Genomic DNA, 24,078 nt, shown 5'->3' with positions numbered 1-24,078 from the left:
AGAAAATTTAAGTGTATTGTCATGCGTAGCGATGAAATGCTTGTTTTTATTTTTGGCGCTCAGTAATCAGTTCAATTGATTTAGATCAGTAGTTGATATTGTAGTTGTGCTTTAGAATCGGTTATGGGTTTCACCTGATCTGTGTTGTCAATTAAGTGATAAAACAGCAATGGCTGGCCATTCGGCCAGCCATTGCTGTTTTATAGTGGAATTTACCTTATCAAATTCACACTTCCCTTCTTCGTCACTTCTCCTCCATTATTCAATTGAATCGAGCATACATAAATATAAACTCCCGAAGGCTGCATCTTCCCGCCGTATCTACCATCCCATCCTTCTCCTTTATTCGAGGTTTCAAACACTTTCTGTCCCCACTGGTTAAAGATCATAAACCGCAGCGATTTGATATCTGCTCCATACACATGAATCACATCATTCACGCCATCACCATTGGGCGAGAAGCTGTTCGGTACAAATACGGCATCACTGAGTGTAGTAGCGGCAGTAAGCTGCGATACACGTAACTGACAACCGCCCAGGCTGCGTACCAGTAAGGTTACCTGCTGTTTAGGTTGCAGGCCGCCGATGGTGTGCGTTAAGCCGGTTACGCCGGAGCTTGGGTTGGTCCAGGTGGTGCCGTTGTCGGTGGATATCTGGTAGCCGGTGGCGTTGGTAACGGCGTTCCAGCTAAAGCGTACGGCGTGTGTGCCCACACTGTCGGCGGTAACTATGGGTGCTGCTACATCTGGTATAATGTAGGCGGTAACGGCTAAACGGGCAGAGGTGTTACAGCCGCTGCGGCTGGCGCTTACGTAAAACTGGGTGGCGCTGGCTACGGTGGTGGTAAAGCTGTTGCCGGTTTGCAGTAAGGTGCCATTGGTTGCCTGGTTGTACCAGGTGTATACTACGCCGGTTTCAGGGTTTTTAATTTCAAAAGTAACGGCGCTGCCGGGGCAGGTACCTATGTTGTTGTTCACCACTTCAATAACCGGTAACGGTATTACAGTTATCTGTTTGCTGGTGTTGCCTGTACAGCCATCATTGGCGGTGGCGGTAAGGGCTACTGTATAGGTACCGGCGGTGCTGTATTGTTTGGTGGTGGTTTGGGTTGCAGCGGTGCTGTTATCGCCAAAGTTCCAGTTCCAGCGGTTAAGTATGGCGCCGTTGCCTGCGGTGCCACTGCCGGTAAAGTTACCGGTGGCGTTAATACAACCGGTGTAGTCGGTAGTGTAGTCAACTACAGGTGCGGCAATTACGGCTACGGTAAAGGAGTCAATAGCGTTTGCGTTACAGGTGGCCGGGTCTTCGCTATAGCTGGCGGTTAAGGGTATGCTATAGGTGCCGGTTTGGGCAAAGCTTATTTCCTGGTTAAGCAGGTAGCCATAAAACACGCGGTTGTCTCTTATAATAGTGTCTGTTGCTACCGGGTTGCTTACAGTTATATCTGTAGCAGGTGTTACACCAGTTACTCGGCTGAAACCGAAAGTAAGGCTGGCGGCTGTTACCGGCAGGTACACTTTGGGTTTGAACGTTGTGTTTACGCAGGTGTACGTATTGGGTTCAGCAAGCTGACTGTGTACGTTGCGATAGGTAGTAGGTTCAAAGCTTACACGTGGTACGCGGAAGCCGGCATTGTTTACCAGACCGTAAATGTTATTGGGAATATGTACCAGTGCGGTAAACGCTGAGTCGCAGGTAACATGCGCAATGGTTTCCACATCTTCAAACATTTTCACCGCTACAGTATAGCCTGGCAGTTGCGGGTGCGGGTAATTCAGGTCAAAGTCATGCACACCATCTACTTTCAGTGAGGCAAAGCCACCCTGTGGTACAATAACGTTCAGGTAGGTTTTAACGTTCTGTTCAAATCCGTAGTTTTTCTTTTTGGTAAAGAATACAGATTCTTTAATGCCATAACCCAGCGGGGTAAGGTATGCCATGCATTCGTTTGAGCCTGGGTTGTCATACTCATCATTGCCACAGGCATCAAAATAGGTCATATACTGGCCCACCATTATGGGGCGGTCTGCCTCTATATATTCCGCGTCGCGGCTGCTGAACTCATAAAAATTGCCGGTGCGGCCTGTCATAATTACACCATTGCGTTTTACTACTGTGTTTACATCTTTCACCAGTACGCGGAAGGTGTTAAACAGATATTCTGTATTGCTGTTTTGGGTGGCCAGTGGCGTGGTTAAATAACGGGTGCCCCATGCCTGAGCGGGGTAAGCCTGCTGGTACATAGATGCATCTGCACCATGCAGCAATGGCTTACAGGTAATGCCGGTGGCAGAGCTGCCCGAAAACACGGCTATAGGCTGGCATATACCTGCTACATTAGGTACCGATACTACTTTGGTGCCGGTAAGGTCGTACGCGGCATAGCTGTCTTCATTAAACATACCGCCGGTTTCTGCCTGGGTATAGCTGCGTATAAAAGCGCCTATTACCTGGTACACCTGCCCACGTTGCAGCGTAACCCGGAACGGAACGCCTGCGGCGCGGCCACCTTCGGTATTGTTGGAGGGGGTTATTTCCACTACGGTGCTGTCGCGGTCGGCCACTACATTCACCCACGATCTGCCCATGGTTACACCGCTATAGCCACTAAACTGGCGTGCGCCCAGTGCAATGTAGCTTTTGCTGTAAGTGCCTGCCGGCATCAGCAGGCCGTAAGTGCCCAGTACATCTATAAAGGCAGTGGCACTGATGGGCTTGTCGCTTTCTATCAATATACCTCTGTCAAACAATCCTTCACCACGCAGGCGTGCATCCCATGCGCCTGATTTGGGTAGGGCATCCGTAGTAAGTATAGTGCCTGCCGGTACCGTGTATGTTTTTCTGTAAGCGGTTCCGTTTACCGATACGGTTACCTGTGCGGTTTCGTCGGCAGCCAGTAAAAACTTAAATTCCTGACCATTGCTCAGATACTGACTGCTGGTTAAACCGTAAGGTGCCCAAAAGCGGGTGCCTTTGTTGGTACTGTCTGCCGGTGAGGTAATAACCGGTTTCTGCGGTTCTTTACCATCCGTCATACCGGTAAAGCGGCCTATATAATTCAGGTCTGCTTCTTTAATAATATTATTCAGTGAATCAATAACGCTGGCAGCAGAGGCGGCCCATACGTCAGCCGAATTGGTACGGCCCAGTTTAATCTGCGATTTTATGGGCAGGGTATTCAGCCAGGGATCAATAAAATGATGTTCTGCGCTATACTGGTAATTGCCTGCACCTGTGGTGGTGGCAGCTACATAGTAATACATTGATTTTTCTGTAGCAGGTAAGCCCGCTGGCAATATGCCTGAATAACGTTGCAGGGTAATGGTAGCAGGTACGGTGGCACCCCATTGCACCGTAGTTACGGTATCGGTACCCAGCATAAATACCTGGCGGCCACCGGCCACAGGGGCGGCAGGCAGGGCGGTAAGTGCGGGTGGTGCTACGGTAGGTGTAAATTCATACGCGCCCAGGTCTGGCACACCACCGGTCAATGTTTGGCTGCGTGCATTGCCTGTTTTATCTGTAACGTTGCCAGGTTGCTGCATACCTCTGCCCTGCATAGCCCAGGAATGTGCATCGGCTGCATTGGGGCGCAGGTTGGTATTGCTGGTAAACGCAGGTGCATATACAAGGGAATTCATTTCTGTACCCCATTGCGCGCGCCATTCAGCCAGGTTGGAAAAGTCTTTTTCAAACGTGGTGTACTCAGGGCCTTGTTTTACCAACAGGTTGCCTGGGGTGTACAGCAGGTTGTAATCGCTGTTAATATGTTCTGCCGTATAAGAATAGTATACCGCAGGGCCACCGCCGGTGTTGGCAAACACGTTGTTGAACATATTGGTAAAGCCGCCTTCTCTGGCGCTCTGGTGGTCAGCATACAAGGCCACATTGTACATACCTGCTGCGGGCGAGGTGTTTAATATGGAGTTGTTATAGTAATTACAGTAAGCAGCATCGCCTGAGAATAAACCAACTGCATACTCATAGTTAATGGTGCCATCTATGGAAGATTGCACACTTATTTCATTGTTTATTACATCCTGATAAGTGGCGTTCTGGTTGTGAATACCTGCCACGTGCGAGGTAAGGCCATCGCGCGCCATTACCGTATTGCTGGCAATTTTACCCCGGGCAGTGGCAGTGCCGTTGTTGCCGGTAAGGTAAATGCCGTACATATAACCAACATTGTTCTGCAGGGTTACGTTGTTGCCGCTTACTTCCAGTGCGCCATCGCAGTTGTTGGTGTATATACCATATACACCCTGGTTGGAATAGAAGGCACTGTAGCCGGTATTTACCGGAACGGTATTGTTTAATACTTTCAGGTTTGCTGTGTGCTGTGCGTATATGCTGTGGTGATAACAGCTGTCGAAAGTATTGTTGGCTATAGAGTCTTTATCGCTGGGGCGGCTGGCACTGGCTACCAGATAAATGCCTTTTGCACCGCCGTGGAATTGGTTGTTGTTAATTACCAGTTCACCGCCTTTAAAGCCGGTAGCGGCATGTATGCCGGTTACCATGGTTTGGTCGTAACCCCAGGTAGCATATTCTACTTCGGAAGGCAGTGGCGCTTTAATAATACAGCCCAGTACTTTAATATCTGCGGCGGTATTCAGAATGTCAACCACGCGGCCATACAGGTTGTTTTCGGAGGCAATGGTAAGGTTGCGGAAAACAAAATGGCTGGCGCTATCCAGTTTAATGGTATAGTTTTCCGGAACAGAAGCGGCGTTGTATACCAGTACCGCAGCGGCTGCATTACCACTTTCGCTCTGGAAAGTAATGGTGTTTACGGCCGAGCTGTTGGGTATGTTGGCAAAGCGTACATGTTCGCGGTAAGTATCGTCTTTTACATTAAATACCACAGGGCCGGTAATACCGCAGGAAATGGTTTTTTCCACATCGGTAAAGCTTTGGAAGTTACGCGTGCCCGCAGGGTCGGTAACCCGTGTACGGTCAATGGTATATGTACCAGCCGGGAACAGGCCACCGCTTACAATCTGCACCGGAGTGGAGTAAGCGGGGGTGCCACCGTTACAGGAAACCGCAGCGCGGTAATACAGCGTGCTGTTGCTGAGGTTAAAACGATACGGAGGTGCCTGCTGGGCAGTGGATAAATTGGTCCAGGTGCCGGATGGGTCGGTGGCAGACTGCCACTGATACGTCATACCCAGGCCTACCGCATTATTTTTCAGATTCAGCAACACCTCTTTGTTTACACAGGCCGTAGTACCCACGTTGGCATAGCTTTCGCCTGGCACAAAGGAGGTGTTACAGGCCGGTAGCGTAAACTCTACCGCACCAATATCGGGCGTGGTAGCGCTGCGTGCTGTATTGTAAATGTCTTTAGGTACTTCTGTAACGGGCTTACCCTTGTTGTCAAACAATACCGAGGTAGGGGTAAAGTCGCCCGCTGCTGCGTTTTTAAACGCAGGGTCTACCATAACAGCATTGGCATCGAAGGTAGAGGCGGTTTTCCAGTCTGCCAGTGTTGCGTACTCTTTGTCGTTTATATAACCCAGGAGTACGGTGGGGTTGGCATCAAAGAAATAGTTGTTGTTATCTACCTGGAATATAGCGTAGTCTTTATCGGCAAAGTACATTCCGTATTTTAAACCTGCACCGCCACGGGTAATAGAGAACAGGTTGTTGTACAGGTTAATACCGGAAGGGGCAAAGTCGGTATAAAAACCATACGCCGTTTTGATGCTTGCCGAAGAGTGGTCATCCAGCGAAATAGTGTTGTGATAATAGTTAACGAAGTTGGTGCCGAAGTTATGCAGCGCATAAATGGTACCCAGTCCTTTAATATCGTAAATAAGGTTGTTGTTTACCTGATGTTCCAGCCCTGCATCCGCATCGGCATTGGAAAGGGATATGCCGTAAAAGCTAACGTCGGCGTTTTCCAGGTGGTTGTTGAAAATGGCGTGAATGCGGTTGCCGGAAATGGCAGTACCCATATTGGCCTGTGTAATATAAATACCGTACACAGCAGCCGGGCTGCCAATGCGGTTGGGGCGGCTGATGTCGTTACCACTAATGGTGGTAAGCAGCGTATTCGTCATGTATATACCATACTCATAAAAATCTTTGATGGTATTGTTCAGTATTTTGTTGCGGTTAACCGGAAAGTCGCTCCAGTCTGTGGTACCACCTACCACCGTAATGCCGTAGTTACCACCGCTGATGGTATTGCCTTCAATGGTATTACCATCGCAATACGAACCGTAGGCGGTGGGGTACTCGCCGCCGCTGATAACAATACCATTGCAATCGCTGTTCTGCGCTGCGGTATTTGCGGTAATGGTGCATTTACGAATGGTGTTGGAATCGGCATTATTGGTCAGGTGAACGCCATAGCCATACTCACCGAAGTTAGCAGCAGTAGCCTCAATTACCAGACTATCAAACGTAATGTGCGAAGCGCCGTTCAGCTTAATTACCGCACGCTGTTCGGTTACGGTGCTGAGGTAGGTAATGGTAGCGCCGTTGCCTTTAAAGGTAATGGTGTTGCCGGTAGAGGTGCCAGGCACTTTGTTTATAATCAGTTGCTCGTTATACGGCGTGCCGGTATTAACTACGTTAAACACCACGGGGCCGTTAACGCCGCATTTAATATGGTTATAGGCATCTGCAAAGCTTGCAAACTCGCCTGCGCCGGGGGCGGTAAGGCTGTTGTTGATGGTAAAGTTGCCAGATACGCCAGCGGCACGGCTTACCAATACTTCGGAAGAAGTTACCGACTGGCTGCTGGCCACGCAGGTTACCAGTAAACGGTAATGGGTGTTGCTGCTAAGGCTGGTAGTAACCGTGTCTTTGGTTGCACCGGCTATGTTTTGCCAGGTGGTGCCGTTGGTAGATGATTGCCACTGATAGCTCAGCCCCATGGCAGGGGTACCGGTATACGAGAGCAGGAAAGGCTCTTCGGGGCACACAGTGGTTTTGCTGGCGCTGGCGGTGCCGGCTGCCGGTGTGCCACTACAATCGGGCGGCGCTGTTTGCCAGGTAAAAGTAAGGTTGGGCCGGGTGGTGGCAGTGCCTGCTTCGGTAGTAGAGGATATAGTACAGAAGTTGAACGTGTTGTTGGCGGCGCGGGTATGCGATGCGTTGAACGCAAGGCCGGTTGTCCATGCTACCGTGGGGTTAAACGTTTGGTTATCCCAGAAGCGGTTGCCTCCGTTGAGGCATATTTCTACCAGTATATTACTGGTGCCATCCCAGAAAAAATTATCGTTGAAAGTAAAAGTGTTTACGCCTGCTTCCGGTGCAAAACCCTCATTGTGGTAATACTGCTGCGGTGTGGGTTCCCAGGTGGTGGCGCTGAGGGTACTTACGGTGGTGGCCCCCATTTTAATGGAGTAGTCCTGTAAATAGCCACAGTCGTTCAGCGACAATACATTTATTTTCAGCCCGCTGATAAAACCGCGGGATAAACCTGCTGCCTGCAGTTCTGCTGCGCGGAACAGGTACTGCGCACGGCTGCCCTCCATAGCGCCGGGCAGGGGGCAGGGGTAACTGGTGGCTGTGTTGCCCACAGCGCCGGTGCCCACCGGAAAATCGGTCTGTGCCTGTACAGGCTGAAATAAAGTTGCTGCGCATGCCAGTAATACAACAAGGCACTTACTAAGAAAGCGGATAACCTTTTGGTTCATTGCAGTTAGTATTTGAGTAAGGCGATAAAACGGTTTTGGGAGGTAGTTTTTTCGCTCCGCTAAAAGTAAGCCGCCCTGCCATTATAAATAATAGGCACAAGTACTCAAAGGTGGTTAGGTATAAATACTCAGTGCATGCTCATTTGTTGGTTGCTAAACATTGGTTTTCATTTATATTTGATGGGTATAAATACCCTGTTTTGGGGTTACGCTGTAAAAAACTGCTGCTTTAATTGCTGTTATCCTGAATGAAATCTATTGCTATGCGCACAGCCTTGAGCTGGCTTTTGGGGTGGGTATGTTTTTGTGCCGGGCTGGGTGCGGTAGCCCTGCATGCGCAGGAACACAGGCAGGCGCCTGATACGGCCGCAATTCTGCAGTTGCTGGAAAAAGGCGATTCGCTAAGCAATGTGCAGCCGGATGAGGCATATGATGCTTATACCCGGGCACTGCAGCTGAGCCGTAGCATACCGTACCACAAGGGCACGGTAATGGCGCTTACCAGAACCGGTAACTGGTACTTTGGTAATGATATGAGCCTGGCTATACAGTATGGCCGGCAGGCGCTGCAGCTATATGAGGAAAAGGAAATGGCCGATGTGGAAATAAAAGCACCGCTGGATATGTTGCTGGCAGAGGCGTATGATGAAAGAGGGATTGTAGACTCTTCAGCTTACTTTTTTTATATACTTACCAACGAAATGGAAGGGGAGCAGCGCATGAGCCCCGCATTTACTACCAATGTGTATATTAAGCTGGCAGTGTTCTGGATACATATGAATTACGATACGGCCTCTACCCACCGTATGGTGAAGCTGTATGTAGATAATGCACGGCGCGTTGCTGAAGGCCTGCCGGAAAGCAGCGCTGCCAGGCGTAATGTATACTTTCTGCAGGCACTGGGTTTTCAGGCTACACATCAGTTCGATTCTTCCCGGTATTATTTTGAACTGTTTCTTGAAAAAAGTCCCCGCCTGGGCCTGCCCAGAAAAATGTCGGCCCTGCTGAATATAGCCAGCACCTGGTTATATACCAACCGGCCCGATAAAGCGCTGGATTATATTGAACAGATGGAGGCGCTGGCGCACAAGCCGGGGCACGAAGCGGCTACGGCTTATTTTATAAACGAAACCAGCTACCTGCGTGCCTATGCCTGGTTTATGCAGGAAAGGTATTCCACCACCATACCCCTGTTACAGCAGTTTCTGGCGCGTAGCGAGGGAAAGGGCAAGCAGCTGCGTTTTGAAATGATGGATGCGCACCGCATGCTGGCAGGTTGTTATGAGCGGATGGGGCTTTACAAAGAGGCGCTGGAAGAAAGCAAGATACAACGGCGGCAGCAGGACAGCCTTAGCCGGAAGGATAAGCTGGATATGGTAAACCGCCTGGAAATGCGCTACCGGCTTACGCAGAAAGACAAAACCCTGGCGTTGCAGAAACTGACTATTGCAGAGGAGCGGGATAAAGCACGTAAAAGAAATTTCTGGATGGGTATTATTGCCTTGGTGGTGGCGGTACTTACCATAACAGGTATGTTATGGCAGCGCAATAGCCTGCAAAAGCAAAAGTTACAGGCTGAAAAACTGAACGGTATACAAAAGGAAATAGAGATTACCCGCTTGCAGGCTACAGTAACAGGAGAGGAGCGGGAACGGAAACGCCTGGCGCGCGAACTGCATGATGGGGTGGGTGGCATACTGGCAGCCGCCCGCATGTCGCTATCGTTGTTTGCGCAAAAGCAGCCACTGGCCACAGCTGCTGGTTGGGAGGAAGGCCTGCACCTGATAGAAGAAGCAGCCATTGAACTGCGCAAAACAGCCCATAACATGCTGCCCGATGTGCTGGAAGCCAAAGGGTTGGAAGCTGCTGTACGGTCGTTTGTAAGTAAAATAAGCTGCAGTTACAGTGCCGCACTGGTAGTGCAAAGTTATGGCGCTGAAAAAAGGTACGCCATAAGCTGGGAGCTGGCTATATACCGTATTGTGCAGGAACTGGTGCAGCAGATGCTAAAACATACCCAGGCGGCGCAGGTAATTATACAGATAGACTTTGAGCCGGCAGGTGTAACCGTTACCATTGAAGATGATGGTGTAGTGGTCCCTGAGTATATACAGCCTGCAGCCTCTGTATCAGATTTTGCTGCTGTGGAAGAGCGGGTGCGTGCGGCCGGGGGAAGCATGGATATTAAAAGCAGCCCTGGGGCGGGTACCAGTATTTACCTGGAGTTTACGGCCCCCGCGTAAGGATAAATTACTAACCTTTTGTATAAAACAAATGAATCGTCTATTTTTACCTAAAGTAGAAATAAAGTAAAGTTTTTAGTTTTTAATAATACCTACAACCTGAATGGAATACAATTGCACTAACTGCAGCACTACTTTTACAGGAAGCTTTTGCAATAGCTGCGGCCAGAAAAAATACCATAGAATAGACAAAAAATATATCTGGGATGAAACCCAGTATATGCTTCTTCATACCAATAAAGGTTTTTTATACTCGGTAAAAAGTATTCTCAGAAACCCCGGTAAAACTGCGCGCGAGTTTATAGACGGGAAAAGAGTGAGCCACTATAAACCGATGCTGCTTGCGTTTTTGCTGAGTGGTATTTCTGCTTTTATCTCTTTTAAGGTGGTTGGATTAACGGAGGTGCTACAGGATCTTTATGCCCAACAACATGTGAATTCAGCTCTTATGAACGATTATATGGCCTTTGTAAGAAGCTATAATTCTTTCATCATGCTGGCGCTGATACCATTCTTTGCCTTTTTTACCAGACTGGTTTTTAGAAAATGGGGGCATAACTACTATGAGCATGTGGTTATGAATGCCTATATTATATCCTTTTATAACCTTGTAACCATATTTCTGGTATATCCTGTATTATACCTGCTTAAAGGGAATATAAAGGTTTTCGGGCTTGTTACCGAGCTGGTTTTGTTCCTGATTGTTCCTATTTTAATATGGTTTTTTAAAGCTTTTTATGCAGATAAGCCTTTAAAAAGCATTATTGGGAAAGTGATACTTACTTTTTTACTGGTACTGCTGGTTCTGGTAATATTGGTTTTTATTGCAATTGTTGTACTGGCAGTGTTTATGAAGCATAAACACACGCACTAGCGTGTAAATTGCTGTGCTGTGGTTTTTCTTTTACGCGCCCACCAAATACCTGCCAGCAAAGTGCTAATGCCTGTTACTATATTAAACAGCAGTTGATATGAAGTATTTATGTTTGATGGCTGTTTTTATTGTGTCCTGTACCAGTCGCGTGCAGGACAGGATACAGATGCGGGATTCAGTTACACCTGCGCCTGTTCATTTTTCTTTTGAGCGTGATTCTTTGGATGAAGTTTATTCTAATAATATAATACCAGAGTTTGAAGCCAGCTATAAGCACACCTTTACAATAGATACCTCTTTTGAATTTAAGGACACTGCTTTTTTTATTCGAATGGAATATTTACTGGACAGTACAGCGAAAGTGGTGGTGCCCAAAAAATATCTTCAGTTGTATGGTTTGGAGGAGTATGTGGTGTATGCCTCTTATTGCAACCTTACAATAGAAAAAAATGGAGCACCATTTTTTCAGAAAAGAATGGATAAGAGGATGTTTTACGATGCATTGGATGTGCCGAAAAAGGCGTATGCGGTTATTTATGCACCCCATATGTCTATTGATGCCGGTAAGGCTACAGTTTGTTGCAGCGTGTCTATACCTTTAACAGATATTGGAGAGGGTGTGTGCGTTGAAGTTGATTTGCGTAATGGGGAAATGGAAGTCAGGTGACCGGTTTTAAGGGAATACTACCCGCTGAGCATAGCAGCTGCCGGTTGTTGTACCGGCTGGTAATAGAATTCCCTTCAAAAGTAACTAAACCGCAGGGAAACGCTCTACTTTAGTACATTTAGAAAAGCGTTAAAGTCTTCATGTGGTAAATAGTAAGGCGATGTATAAAATGCTCCCTTTTTTTGTTTTGGGTTTGATTGTGATATCAAATGTTGATGCACAAAAGATTGACTATGTGTTTGGTGAAAAGTCTGATGTAATTGATTCTATTAGCAACGTAATAGGAAAGCTAAAAACATGGCATAAATCTGAAGACTCATCTAAGCTGATTTTTTTTGCCAGCACAGAATATTTGGAAGGTGATTTGTTTATACATATAAATTGTTTTGTTAAAGGGAAATCATTCATATGGGAAAATGTTGTGGCTAAATCAAATCGTATAATCCGGTTGAATGATTCTCTTAGTTTGCCAGTTGTGTTTAAAACAGATATTCTTTGCGGGGAACTGAATCAAAGAGCAAAATTTGCTACAATAGGAGGGTATAGCATAAGGATTGTAAGAGGGGAGCAGGATGATTCATGGCATACATCAGGTGTTTTTTATTTTTTTTAATCTGAAATTATTCTTTAGGCTGATGGGTGTAATTCCTTTACCTAAAGGAAAAATGAAATCAGTTGCCTGCTTTTTAGGGGAATACCAACCCCTGAGCATAGCAGGCAACTCCATTATATGCAATGTACCAATGATGCCGGAACATGGCGTCTATAAACTGATGTGTGCGTAGCTTACAGTCAATTGTGACCAATCCATGATAAGTGAATGATTTGTCCCGTGGAAGGTATTTTTTCAGGAACGCAGCCGTACTCATTTCTTCCGGTCCGGGGTATGGATTTTTTCCTCTAAGTATGGCACAGTGTTGCAGGAATTCTTTGTCTCTTTTTGTATTGTCATTTAGTATCCATTCTTTCTCATTGCTTAGTACTTCTGTGAGTTCCTGCTGCAGCAATTTTGTGTTCCTGAATGCAGGGTTAATGTCCCGCATATAAAAATTATAGTTGTGTCTGTCAATCACTATTCTTACTTTTTCGTTATGAAACGTAGCTGGTATTGACAGCTGAATAAACTCCGGCATGGTGTAATTGCTCTCGAAGATTAACGTAACCAGTTTTCCCATAAGGGTGTCTACAGCTGGCGTAGCTATGCTTGTTGTTTCACTTGCAGGCTTCACCGCATTTGATCTGATTGCACTACTACCTGCATCGGTAAGTTTTACAAGCATATTGTGTTGCTGCAAGGCTTCCACAATATAGTCGTCTCCCTCATATTCCTCTTTGAGCAAAAAATAGGCACCTTCTTCTGAGTAGTGTTGTAGTACTTCGTTGAGAAAATAGTTGCGGTTGGCTGGACTATTCAGTAAGTAGGTGTTTCTCCAGCGTAGCAAATGGTAATCCTGCAGGTTTAAGGATATTGCGCCTCCCATACTAAAGGTGAATATTTGCTTTCCTTCCAGTATACGTACCAATACTTTTTTTATAGTATCAGTATTCTGGCAGCCCAGCATCAGTGCATCCATATAAATTACCAGATCTTTACGGCTGATAGCCAGCCTTTCTTTCTGGCCATTATATACAACAGGTATTACCAGGCGTATGGCCGTATCGGTTTTGTTTGTAAAAACTGCATTTACCAGCTGCTGAGCTGGCTTTAACTGTTGTGCAGATAAGAAGCTATGAATCAGTATCAGAAAAACCGATGTTGTTATTATTTTCAACATAAATGGTATTAGGGTGTTTTCAAATGTAGTTAAACTGGAATATTAAGCTTCTTAAAAGTGGGTTTAAAATAAAAGCCCTGTAGAGGGCTTTGTTTTAAAACGAAGTTGCTGCATAATGAGATGATTGGTCTAAAGAATGCTTACCGCTCTTTCTGATAAACCCGCACATAATCCACCTCCATACTATCCGGCCAGTCGCTATCGGTAATAGCGCCACCCAATCCCCCGCCAATAGCTACATTCAGTATAATATAAAACTTCTGATCAAAGGGCCAGTCTTTCGGGTTGGTTTTGGGGTTTACGAAGGTGAAGGATGGTTGGCCGTCGTAAGTAAAGCGTACAGAGTCGGCCGTCCATTCCAGGCCGTATACGTGAAAGTCGGTGGTGGTGTTTTGTAAAATGCGGGTGCCGGAGAGCAGGCCTTTGTTCATCCAGTTTTTGCTTTCGGTGTGTACGCTGCTGAATACGGAGTCGCGTTTATGGCCAATGTGTTCCATAATATCCAGTTCGCCGCTGCGGGGCCATCTGCCGTATTTGCTTTCGGTGGGCATCATCCATATGGCGGGCCAGGAGCCGCGGGCGCGGGGTAGTTTGGCGCGTACTTCCACTTTGCCGTATAAAAAATCCATTTTGTTTTTGCTGATGAGGCGGGCGCTTGACCAGGGGGCGGAGGAGTCGCCCGTGGGGTAATCTTTTTTACCGGTGATGACCAGGCAGCCGTTGCGCAGTACGGCATTATCGTGCGTGGCATTGGTATAGGTCTGTTCTTCGTGGTTGGCCCAGCCTTTGGGCAGCACTTCGTAAGTCCATTTGGTGCTGTCGGCTTTGCCGGTGCCGTTAAATTCATCGGAGTAAATAAGTTGGTAGCCGGCAGGGGCTTTGGCTTTGTTGCGCTGAGCAAGGATGGGTGTGCAGGGCAGAAGCAGTGAAAACAGGGTAACCATGGCAATGGTATGCAGGTGTATAACAGCCGTTTGCCGGGTGGTAACAAATAAATTCATATTGGCAGTGTGTTTAGTGGTGTAATATAAAAGCAAACGGCGGTTTGATACACACAAACCGCCGTTTGAAGTAGATAAGACGTACTTACAGCTTGATAATTTTTATAGAAACCGGAGCGGAACCGCCTTCCAGCCTGATAATATAATTACCGTGGGGTACGTTGCCCAGGCTTTTGTTGAATTTAGTGCTGCCTGCCGGTACGGGCCATTTGCGTAGTACGCGGCCGTTCATATCCAGCAACAGCATGGTGGTGTATTTTTTATTACCGGTTTCAATGGTAATAGATTCCTGTACCGGGTTGGGGTAGGCCTGCAGCGTAGTGCCTTCCGCAACGGTTTTGTTGTTAAGCGCCGCTATGCTGTTTACCCGCAGGCTGCTGCTATCGGGTGCAGGCTCGTTGGCGCAGTTGTCAATAGCAAACCAGTTGAACTTAAACGTGCCGGAATGCTGTATTACGTTGGCATAACTAATGGCAGGAATAGTCATGGTATCGCTGATGGTAGCCCATTGCCCGTTGGTATTGGGCAGTTGAACAATGCCATAGGTAACACCGCTGTTGGCCAGTTTAACGGCCGCCGGTGCGTTGGTGAGTACCCGGAAGCTGATACGGTACTTACCTTTAACGGGTATGTTTAGCGTACTGTATCCAAACCAATGGTTGTAGCCTATGCCGGTAAAGTTTTGTCCGCCGCTGGTATCAGTAGTGGGTTCCAGGGTAGGCACGGTAGAGCGGCTGGTGCTGATTTCTGCTTCCCACCGTTTTTTAAACGTGCAGCCGTAGCCGGTGGTGAAGGTGGCGCTGCCGCTGATGCTGTCTTTGGTGGCGGTAACGGTATAGCTGCCAGGGTTGGTGGTGGCGGTTACTATGCCGGTGCTGCTGACGCTGTTGCCGGTGCCGCTTACACTCCAGGTAGCGCCGGTAAAGGCAATAGGGCTGCCGTATTGGTCAAAGCCCTGTGTGGTGTATTGCTGTGAGGCGCCAAAGGGCAGCGTAAGACTATCGGGCACTACCTTAATACGTGCCAGCCTGGGCAGGGCCAGTACGTTAATTTTTGCTTTGCCAAACATGCTGTTGTAATGGGCTTTTACATAGTAAATGCCTGGTGTATCGCTGGCGGTAATAACACCTTTACCATCTATGGTGCCACCTTTGGCAGGTACTGACCAGGTAAAGGGCAGGTCCATACGGCTGCTGTCGTTGGCATAGGCAGCGGCTTTGAATTGTTTGCGGCCTTTAATGAATACGCTGGTGCTATCGGGTGTTACCACTATGCGGGAGAGGGCAATGTCTGAATCGCGTATTACTTTCAGCCAGTTAAAGTTCCAGCCGCTGGTAGTGCTCTGCAGGGTAAGGGTATGTTTACCACCCGGCAGGTTAAGCAGACCGCTGGTAACGGTGCGCCAGGTTTGCCAGCCGCCGCTGGCGGGCAGCTGCATGGTGGTAAGCAGGCTATCGCCCAGCAGTATGCGTACGGTGCTGGCGGTGTTTACCGCAGCGCGCAGCTGCAGGCGGTACTTGCCTGCCCAGGGTGTTTGTATATCGTATTCCATAAAGCTGGTATTGGCTATATAGCTTACGTTTAATACGCCGCTGGTATCCTGCGCCGGTTCGGTACAGCAGGTATTGCTATAGTCAAATGCTTCGGCTTCTATGCGGGCCGGTACCGGTTTGTAGTTGGCGGCGCGTATGGTGGCATTGGCAATAGCACGCAGGGTATCGCCATTGTAAGTAGCGGTGGCGGTAATGGTGCCGGGTGTAACTACCGTGGCGCGGCCCGTGCTGGTAATGCTGTTGCCGGTGCCAGTAATGCTGTAGACAGGTGTTACGGGCAGGGGAAAGTCGTTCTGATCAAACACCTTACTGGTATACTGAAAGCTTTTGCCGGAGATATACGCACGGTTGGCGGGTGTGAGCGTAATGCTGTCCAGCACCGGTGTGCCAATACCTTTCTGGTATACACGTACATAATCAACCAGCATACTATCCGGCCAGTCTGCATCGGTAACAGCGCCACCCATACCGCCGCCGATGGCTACGTTTAATATAATATGAAATTTCTGATCAAACGGCCAGTCTTTCCAATCGGTTTTGGGGTTTACGTACGTGTAGCAATGCAAGCTGTCGAAAGTAAAGCGTATGGAATCTTCACTCCATTCCATGGCGTATACATGAAACACCGTATCTACATCAGTTATAGTTCTGTTGCCCGAGGTATGGCTGCCATTCATCCAGTTGTTGTTCTGGGTGTGTACGGTGCTGAGTACGGTGCCAAACTTATTGCCCACATGCTCCATAATATCCAGCTCGCCGCTGCGGGGCCAATCGCCATACGCACTGGTGGTGGGCATTAACCAGATAGCAGGCCAGGAACCACGCGCACGGGGCAGGCGGGCACGTACTTCTACCTTGCCATATTTAAAATCCATTTTGTTTTGTGAGATAACGCGGCCGCTGCTCCAGGGCTCGGTGGTATTGTAATTGGGGAAGTCTCTTTTGCCGGTGATGACCAGGCAGCCATTGCGCAGGCGGGCATTGTCGTACGAGCTATCGGTATACACCTGCTGCTCCCCGTTAATCCAGCCTTTGGGGCGTGGGTCTATGGTCCATTTGGTAATGTCGGGCTTACCGGTGCCGTTAAACTCATCCTGATAAATAAGGGTGTAGTTGGGGTTGCCTTCAAACACCACATTGCCTTTAGCCGTGTATTGCGCTGCACCGGTGCTATCCAGCTGGTTGCCGGCTATGGTAAGTTTAACCTCTAAGCGGGAATAGTTTTCTGTGGCAGTTCCTGCCAGTACAATATTCACCACGGTATCATTCACCCGGTGCAGACTGTCTATACTAATGCCTGCGGGCCAGCGGGCGCTCCACAGGTTTTTGTTCAGTGTTTGCTTAAAGGTGTTGCCACGTACGGTAGCGCGTATAATAGCGCCTGCTTCTGCACCCATGGGTATGCGGGTATTGGCGAGGCTGATAGAAGCCGGGTCGGGGCCCAGCACCAGATCGTAATACAAAATACCATTGGCTTTTTTGCCATCGGCATAATGCACTTCAATACGGTTAAGATCGGTACGGTTGCGTACGCTGGCAAAATCAAAGCTGCATTCTTCCCAGGTGTTTACATTCTTTATTTTGTAGGTAAAGAATACGGCTTTGTTGTAGTTGGTGCCCGGCTGTAACTTAAACAACACTTCTTCCTTTACATCGCTGTACACCAGTAGCTTGAATACGGTGTTGCCCTTCAGGTCAAAACTATCGGGCAGGCTGCATCCGGCGCTCATCCATTCAAAGCAGGTAGTGTCTTTAATAAACTTCGCTACTTTGGCGCTGGTGTTAAGGCCGCCGGGTGCGGGGTTGGCTACGCCAAACTGTACTTTGCCGGTGGTGGTGTTACCGGCATAATAATCCCACCGGCCGGCGCAGGGGCCGTTGCCCTCCATATCATCCAGCAACAGAAACTGCGCGTGCAGGTGATTGCCGCAAACGCTTAGTAACAGCAGTAGCAGCAAGGTGGTAAGTCGGGAAAGCCCGGGCATGGCGGGGGCCTGCCCTTTGGGCGGTGTAATAAATGACTTCATAATGGCAAGTTTTTTTTAGTGAATTAGACTACAAATTGGGATTCATTAATTTGTCTGCGCCTGGAATAGGCAATACATAATCCGATTTGGTAATAGTACCATTGGGTTTCAGGTCATCTGCATGTTTGGTGGCATTGGCTTCTTCTACTTTTTCCAGCCGTACCAGATCAAACCAGCGGTTCCATTCACCGGCAAACTCCCAGGCACGCTCATTTACCACTGCAGTAATAAACGCATCTGTAGTTAAACCGGCAGGTACATCGGTTAAACCGGCGCGGGCACGTACGGCGTTGAGGGCGGCATATGCCTGATCGTTTACCGTGCCGCTGCGGGCCTGTGCCTCGGCATAGGTAAGCAGCACATGGGCGTAACGGATAAGGATAACGGGGTTGGCTGACATATAGGTGGCTTTGGTGCCGGATTGTATAGTGAATTTTTTATAGTATGGGTGTTTGGTAGATACGTTTTGCCAGGGAATGGTATCACCATTTACCACAAATCTGGTAGAGAAAGTAGCGTCTTTACGGCTGCCTGCGGGGAAGTTGTTGAAAAAATTGATTTCCGGAAAGAAATCGCTCCAGCCGCCTTCATCTTCGGGCATGGTGCTGAGGCCGTAAAAGCTGTTATAGGTAATCCACTGTCCGCGGGTGTACAGGGCAAACACATCTTCACTGGTGCCTCCGGCAAAGATTTTCAGAAAGCCATCCTGATACAGGTTGAACCCGTAAGTACTTTTATTATCTATTACTTCTTTGGCTTTGGCAGCGGCCAGTGCGTATTTGGTGGCGTCTTTAATGGGCCATCCGCCCTGGGTAAGATATACATCGGCCAGCAGTGCTTTTACAGCGCCTTTGTTGGGCCTGCCTTGCGCGCGGCGGGTATTGGGTACCCAGGCTTCTGCTTTTTGCAGGTCGGCTTCAATAAGCTTGTATATTTCAGCCGGTGGGGTTTTGCCCAGGGTAAGCAGGCTGGTACTAAAGGTTTCGGAAGGTATTACCGGCACGGCACCCCAGAAACGGGTAAGCCAGTAGTAGCTGAGTGCACGCAGAAAATACGCCTCACCTACGATGGATTGTATAGTGGCTTCGGTACCATCGGTTACGCCTTTATAATTGTTAATGATGTTGGTGGAGCTTTGGATTACTTTATAACAGCCGCGCCAGATAGGCGTCATACGGCTGTTGAGATCGGCCACGTTAAACCGGTCAAACTCGCGAAACTCTTCTTTGTTGCTGCCGGGGTGGGTGGTAAGGTCATCGCCGCCCATAGTCATGGCTATCTGCGATACGGTGGTAAAACCACTTTCCCAGGGCACCATCAGGCTGCCGTAAGCGCCGGTAAGGGCCGATTCCAGCCCGGCCTGGTTGCTGATGCCTGCGGAGCCCAGTACAAGGCCGTTCGGTTCTTCTGTCAGTTGTTTGCTGCAGGCAGTGGTTAAAAGCAATAAGGAGATTATATATATGTTGCGCATAGCATATCGTTTGAAAAATTAAAAACTAAGGGTACAGCCACCGGTAATAGTACGTGTGTTAGGATAAGAACCGAAATCGATACCCTGCCGTATATCGCCGGAAGCAGCGTTGGCTTCGGGGTCAATGCCAGTATAGCCCGTAATGGTAAACACGTTGGTGGCGCTTACAAATACTTTCAGCCCGGCCTTGCCTTTGAATAGGGTGCGTGGCAGATCGTATGCGAGGCTCAGGTTTTTCAGCCGCACAAAATCAGCCTTTTCCAAAAAGCGGCTGCTTTGGGTAAAGTTGCGGTTGGTGGTGCTGAAAGCCGGTATATCGCTGTTTTCGTTTACGCCGGGTATATAACGGTTCAGTATATCTATATAAGTAGCTTCCCGTGCATCGCCGCCGTGGTACATGGCCGCGGCTTTGTTGTAGTTGAGCTTATCAAAGTTGAGCATGGCGTGGAAGAATACGTTCAGTGTAAGGCCTTTGTAGCTAACGGTGTTGTTCCAGCCCAGGCTGGTGGTAGGTACACCGTGGCCAATAACGCTGTAGTCGCTGGCATCAATTACGTTATCGCTTTTAATATCCAGATAGCGGCTGTCGCCTGCTTTGGCACCAAAGTCGCCCGCTTTGTTGTCGCCGGGTTTCCAGGTACCCAGATAGGTAAGGCCCCATATGGCGCCCAGGGGCTGACCGGCCGTTACTACAAACTCGCTCTGGGGCGACATGCCGCCGCCGATTTTACGGTTGTTGGGGTCGAAGATAATTTTGTTTTGTCCCGTAGCCGTAACACGGTTTTTAACATAAGAGGCGTTAAAGCCGCTGCTCCATTTAAGGGCAGGCCCGTCAATCACCAGCGCTTCCACACCTACTTCAAACCCTTTGTTTTCCACCGAACCTACGTTGCGGGTAATAGGGTTACCACCCAGATAAATAGGCAGGGTTTCTGTCAGCAGCAGATCACGTGTTTTTTTAATAAAATAATCTGCGGTAACATTCAGTCTGCCTTTCCACAGGCCCAGGTCTAAACCAATGTTCTGTTGCTCGGTTGTTTCCCATTTCAAATCGGGGTTGCCTATGTTGCCCAGTATAATACCGGTTTGGTTGCTGGCGCTGTTAAAGCTGGCAACGCGGTTGCTGTAGGTGCTGAACGTGCTGTAGGCATCAATGGCCTGATTGCCGGTAAGGCCCCAGCTACCACGCAGTTTGAGGTTGCTGAATACGGGCAGGTGCCGCAGAAAGCTTTCTTCACTTACCACCCACGCAGCTGATACAGAAGGGAAGTAGCTGTATTTATTGCTGCCCACAAAACGGGAGGAGCCATCGCGACGCAGGGCGGCAGACAACAGGTATTTATCTTTATAACCGTAGTTGGCGCGCGCCATTAAAGAAAACAGCGATGCTTTGGAATTGCCGGAGCCGGGCGTGCCGGGTGTACCCAGGGCAATATTGTTCCACATAAACGACTCGTAGTTGAGGTTGGAGGCACCGGCACTCATATAGTTATACGTGTTTTGCTGGTACTCCATTACGGCTGTGGCATCCAGGTTATGGGTGTTGTTAAACAGTTTGTGATAGTTAAGCGTGTTGGTATTTTGCAAACGGATTTCTTTGTTGGAGCGCAGGCTGGCAATAGAGGTGTTGGAGTTAACCACTTTGCCTGCAAAGCTTTTGTTCTCGTACCCGTTATAGTTTACACCGTATTGCAGGTGATAGCTGAGGCCGCTGGCGAGTTTAAATTTAAAGCCGCCGATAAGGTTGGCCAGCATGCGCTCGGTAACGGTTAACTGATCGGTAGTAAGGGCTACCGGGTTGAAGAATACAGAGCTTACAGGATCGCTTACCGTATAACCACCCACGCTGTTGCGTACAGGTACGGTGGGCGACCAGGTAATGGCCTGCGCCAGCGGGCTATGCGGACCATCGGCCGCTATATCGCTGTTTTGTACGTTGCTGTAGCTGCCGAGTATATTCAGTGTGGCGCTTACCCAATCGTTCAGTTTGGTGCTGAGGTTAGAGCGCAGGTTGTAACGTTTCAAAAAAGAGTTTTTGATAATACCATCCTGGTTCAGGTAATCGCCGGAGATAAAGTAGCTGCTTTTATCGGTGCCGCCGGAAAAGTTAATGAGATACTCCTGGCCACCGGCACGGCGGAAAATTTCATCCTGCCAGTTGGTGCCGCCTGCGCGTTTGAACGAATCTACCTGTGCCTGTGTAAAAGGCGATGCAGTACCCACCGCCACCGCATGTGCATTGGCCGTTTCAGCAAACTCACCCGCATTCAGCAGGGGTAGTTTTTTCAGCACGCTGGCAGCGCTGAGGCGGGCAGTTGCGTTTACATGCGTAGCGCCTTTGCTGCCTTTTTTAGTGGTAAGTATTACCACACCGTTTGAGCCGCGGCTGCCGTAGATAGCGGTAGCGGAGGCATCTTTCAGTATCTGAATGGTTTCAATATCATCGGGGTTAATGCTGGCAAAGTCGGCACCCACAAAGCCATCTACTACATACAGAGGGCTGTTATCGCCATTGATACTGTTGGAGCCGCGGATGCGGATGCGCACGGCGCCGCCGGGTGCGCCGGTACTGTTGGTTACCTGTACCCCAGCTGCACGGCCCTGCAATACCTGATCCAGCCGGTTTACAGGCTGCTCTTTAAAACTGGAGGAAGATACAGAGGTAATAGCACTGCTAACGGCACCTTTGCGCTGCTCGCCATAGCCTATTACAATCAGCTCTTTCATATCATTGGCAGTGGCCACCAGGCTGATGGTGATGTAATTGCGACCCTTTACCGCAATCTCCTGCCGGGTAAACCCCAGCGAGGTAACTATCAATGTGGCTTCGCTGCTGGTTACCTGTAAGGTAAAATCGCCATTGTCGTTGGTAACCGTTCCTTTGCCGGTGCCCTGTTCCTGCACAGCAGCTCCGGTAACGCCATTGCCTTTATCATCGGTAATGCGCCCTTTTACGGTATTGTCAAACGCAGCCTGTAAAAGGGTAGTGCCGGCAGATGCAGGGGGGCGGCGTTTGATAATAATGGTTTTGCCGCTCAGCTCATACATCAGCGGCTGGGCGGTAAAGCACTGGTCCAGCACTTTATCCAGCGGCTGGTTTTGTACATCCAGCGTAACGGTACGGGCGGTGGCCAGTTGCTCATCGGTATACAGAAAGCTGTACCCGGTTTGCTTTTTAATTTCTTTAAACACTTTTGGCAGTGAGGCATTGCGCAGGGTAAGGGTAATGTTCTGCGAAAGCCCCCTGGCCTGTGCCTGTAAAAAAGTGATCGCTATCAGCAGTACTGTGAGTTTCATAATCAGTAGCGGTTTAACGATGAATCGTATACAATTGGTTCTGCGCCGGGCAGCGTGTAGCGGCCCGCTTTGGCAAACAAGCGTGAATGGCATATATTTGATATAGTCGGTTTACAAATGGAGTCAAAGCCAGTGAACCCGATGTATAACCGGAAGTGGTACGAACACTTCCGGTTTTTTTTATGGGTATTGGTAAGGGCGTGTATTCTTAAGGACTCATAACATTGTTTGGTTTTTACGTTGGTAAGTATATACTAAGGCGTTACAATAATTTTTCTGCCGCTGATGGTAAAATGCACTTCTCCCGTCTGCTGCATCATGTTCAATACTTCTGTAATAGGCGCTTTGCCCGATATGCTGCCTCTGAAATGTGCATTGGGTACAGCACCGCGGTATTCCACCTCTACATTGTACCAGCGGGCTATCATACGCATGGCCGTAGGTACATCACTACCAGCAAACAGCAGCTGATCGTTTTTCCAGGCAATGGTTTCTTCGGTATCCACTTCATTTTGTATCTGCATGCGGTTGCTGCCGGTAGGCAGGCTGGCGCGCTGGCCCGGTGTTAGCCTGTGCGTGCTGCCTCCGGTGCTGCTAACCTGTACACTGCCTTGTAACAGGGTGGTTTGTATAGCCGGCTCATCGGTATAGGCCATAATATTAAACTGCGTACCCAGTACGTTCACCAGCATATTGTTTACCCGTACCTGAAAGGGATGCGCTGCATCGGGTGCTATTTCAAAATAGGCTTCGCCGGTAAGCGTTACCTCCCGTGTGCTGCCGGTAAAAGCAGTGGGGTAGTACAGGCTGCCTTCAGCATTCAGCCATACTTTACTGCCATCGGGCAGGGTAAGGCTGAACCTGCCACCACGTGGAGTTATAATGGTATTGTACAACACTTTACTATCCGTTGCGCCTGCGTTCTGGTAGGCCAGCTGACCGTTGGCCAGCTTTACTACCTGGGTATTGCCCTGTTGCGCCAGGGTGCCGTTCTCCGCTTCGCTAAGGGAGATATAGGAACCGTCGGCCAGTTTCAGCAATGCTTTATCCGTACCGGGTTGTATACCGGTAGGTGTTTGTGCGGTGGGCTGTGTAGTGTTGTTGTGCGTTTTGCTGCGGGTAAGCTGGTAAACGCCGCCTGCTGCAGCGCAAAGTATGAGCACGGCGGCTGCATATTTATACCAGTAATTGCGGCGGGGTATTGGTAGTACAGTTGTTTCCTGTGCAGGTGTGGCAGGTTGCAGGCGCGCCCATACCTCTTCAAAAGCCTCCCGGGCATTGGTTTCGGCGGTGGGTGGAATCTGCTGCGTTTCGTTGTATAAGGTAGCCAGCAACTGATCCAGCTGTTGCTGGTGTTGGGTATTCTGTACCAGTGCGCGCAGTTGTTTCAGTTCACCGGCAGTCATTTTCTGATCGGCCAGGTATTTTTCCCATAGCTGATTCAGTAAGTCCTGATTATTCATATGGCCTTGTTACAGCGCCCGCGGTTATGGCAAAAGCGGGGCGCTATACAACAAG

General features: G+C 48.9%; 11 protein-coding genes. 4 read left to right on the top strand and 7 right to left on the bottom strand.

The features are described from left to right. Nucleotides 1-212: 212 nt before the first annotated feature. Complete coding sequence (locus tag IEY13_RS11050) at nt 213-7,652, bottom strand: Ig-like domain-containing protein (RefSeq protein WP_188952031.1); 7,440 nt, start codon at nt 7,650-7,652, stop codon at nt 213-215. 263 nt (nt 7,653-7,915) lie between these two features. Between IEY13_RS11050 and IEY13_RS11045 the strand changes: the two genes are divergently transcribed. The 4 genes from IEY13_RS11045 (at nt 7,916) to IEY13_RS11030 (ending at nt 12,049) form a co-directional block, all read left to right on the top strand. Beyond that, complete coding sequence (locus IEY13_RS11045; protein WP_188952030.1) at nt 7,916-9,895, top strand: tetratricopeptide repeat-containing sensor histidine kinase; 1,980 nt, start codon at nt 7,916-7,918, stop codon at nt 9,893-9,895. Between the two features lie 220 nt (nt 9,896-10,115). Next, on the top strand, nt 10,116-10,769 hold the full coding sequence (locus IEY13_RS11040) for a DUF3667 domain-containing protein (protein WP_229687823.1): 654 nt from the start codon (nt 10,116-10,118) through the stop codon (nt 10,767-10,769). Nucleotides 10,770-10,866: 97 nt separating this feature from the next. Then, the gene (locus IEY13_RS11035; RefSeq protein ID WP_188952028.1) at nt 10,867-11,436 is read left to right on the top strand and encodes a hypothetical protein; all 570 of its coding nucleotides are present in this window, start codon (nt 10,867-10,869) and stop codon (nt 11,434-11,436) included. 160 nt (nt 11,437-11,596) lie between these two features. After that, nucleotides 11,597-12,049: a hypothetical protein gene (locus tag IEY13_RS11030; RefSeq protein WP_188952027.1), complete on the top strand. Its 453-nt coding sequence runs from the start codon at nt 11,597-11,599 to the stop codon at nt 12,047-12,049. Nucleotides 12,050-12,122: 73 nt separating this feature from the next. Here the strand turns inward: IEY13_RS11030 and IEY13_RS11025 are convergent, their stop codons facing one another. From IEY13_RS11025 to IEY13_RS11000, 6 genes are all read right to left on the bottom strand, one after another. Then, nucleotides 12,123-13,211 (bottom strand): hypothetical protein, encoded by a 1,089-nt coding sequence (locus IEY13_RS11025; protein ID WP_188952026.1) that lies wholly within the window; start codon nt 13,209-13,211, stop codon nt 12,123-12,125. A 140-nt stretch (nt 13,212-13,351) separates the two neighbouring features. Then, nucleotides 13,352-14,248: a glycoside hydrolase family 16 protein gene (locus IEY13_RS11020; protein ID WP_262891974.1), complete on the bottom strand. Its 897-nt coding sequence runs from the start codon at nt 14,246-14,248 to the stop codon at nt 13,352-13,354. Between the two features lie 49 nt (nt 14,249-14,297). Next, nucleotides 14,298-17,792 (bottom strand): carbohydrate-binding protein, encoded by a 3,495-nt coding sequence (locus IEY13_RS11015; protein WP_188952024.1) that lies wholly within the window; start codon nt 17,790-17,792, stop codon nt 14,298-14,300. A gap of 28 nt (nt 17,793-17,820) precedes the next feature. Then, nucleotides 17,821-19,263 carry a RagB/SusD family nutrient uptake outer membrane protein gene (locus tag IEY13_RS11010; RefSeq protein WP_188952023.1) on the bottom strand — a complete coding sequence of 481 codons (1,443 nt, stop codon included), beginning with the start codon at nt 19,261-19,263 and terminating at the stop codon, nt 17,821-17,823. Nucleotides 19,264-19,281: 18 nt separating this feature from the next. Next, nucleotides 19,282-22,560 (bottom strand): TonB-dependent receptor, encoded by a 3,279-nt coding sequence (locus tag IEY13_RS11005; RefSeq protein ID WP_188952022.1) that lies wholly within the window; start codon nt 22,558-22,560, stop codon nt 19,282-19,284. A gap of 254 nt (nt 22,561-22,814) precedes the next feature. Beyond that, nucleotides 22,815-24,023, bottom strand: coding sequence for a FecR family protein (locus tag IEY13_RS11000; protein ID WP_188952021.1), 1,209 nt, complete (start codon nt 24,021-24,023; stop codon nt 22,815-22,817). Nucleotides 24,024-24,078 lie beyond the last annotated feature (55 nt).

Source organism: Filimonas zeae, assembly GCF_014641615.1.
GTDB classification, from domain to species: Bacteria; Bacteroidota; Bacteroidia; order Chitinophagales; family Chitinophagaceae; genus Filimonas; species Filimonas zeae.
This window is presented reverse-complemented; position numbering and strand designations above follow the sequence as displayed.

Bases quoted from the DNA above. Each gene is read 5' to 3' on its own strand.
- IEY13_RS11045 (WP_188952030.1), top strand. From the start codon at position 7,916: ATGCGCACAGCCTTGAGCTGGCTTTTGGGGTGGGTATGTTTTTGTGCC.
- IEY13_RS11010 (WP_188952023.1), bottom strand. From the start codon at position 19,263: ATGCGCAACATATATATAATCTCCTTATTGCTTTTAACCACTGCCTGC.
- IEY13_RS11040 (WP_229687823.1), top strand. From the start codon at position 10,116: ATGCTTCTTCATACCAATAAAGGTTTTTTATACTCGGTAAAAAGTATT.
- IEY13_RS11030 (WP_188952027.1), top strand. From the start codon at position 11,597: ATGTATAAAATGCTCCCTTTTTTTGTTTTGGGTTTGATTGTGATATCA.
- IEY13_RS11000 (WP_188952021.1), bottom strand. From the start codon at position 24,023: ATGAATAATCAGGACTTACTGAATCAGCTATGGGAAAAATACCTGGCC.
- IEY13_RS11015 (WP_188952024.1), bottom strand. From the start codon at position 17,792: ATGAAGTCATTTATTACACCGCCCAAAGGGCAGGCCCCCGCCATGCCC.
- IEY13_RS11035 (WP_188952028.1), top strand. From the start codon at position 10,867: ATGAAGTATTTATGTTTGATGGCTGTTTTTATTGTGTCCTGTACCAGT.
- IEY13_RS11050 (WP_188952031.1), bottom strand. From the start codon at position 7,652: ATGAACCAAAAGGTTATCCGCTTTCTTAGTAAGTGCCTTGTTGTATTA.
- IEY13_RS11005 (WP_188952022.1), bottom strand. From the start codon at position 22,560: ATGAAACTCACAGTACTGCTGATAGCGATCACTTTTTTACAGGCACAG.
- IEY13_RS11025 (WP_188952026.1), bottom strand. From the start codon at position 13,211: ATGTTGAAAATAATAACAACATCGGTTTTTCTGATACTGATTCATAGC.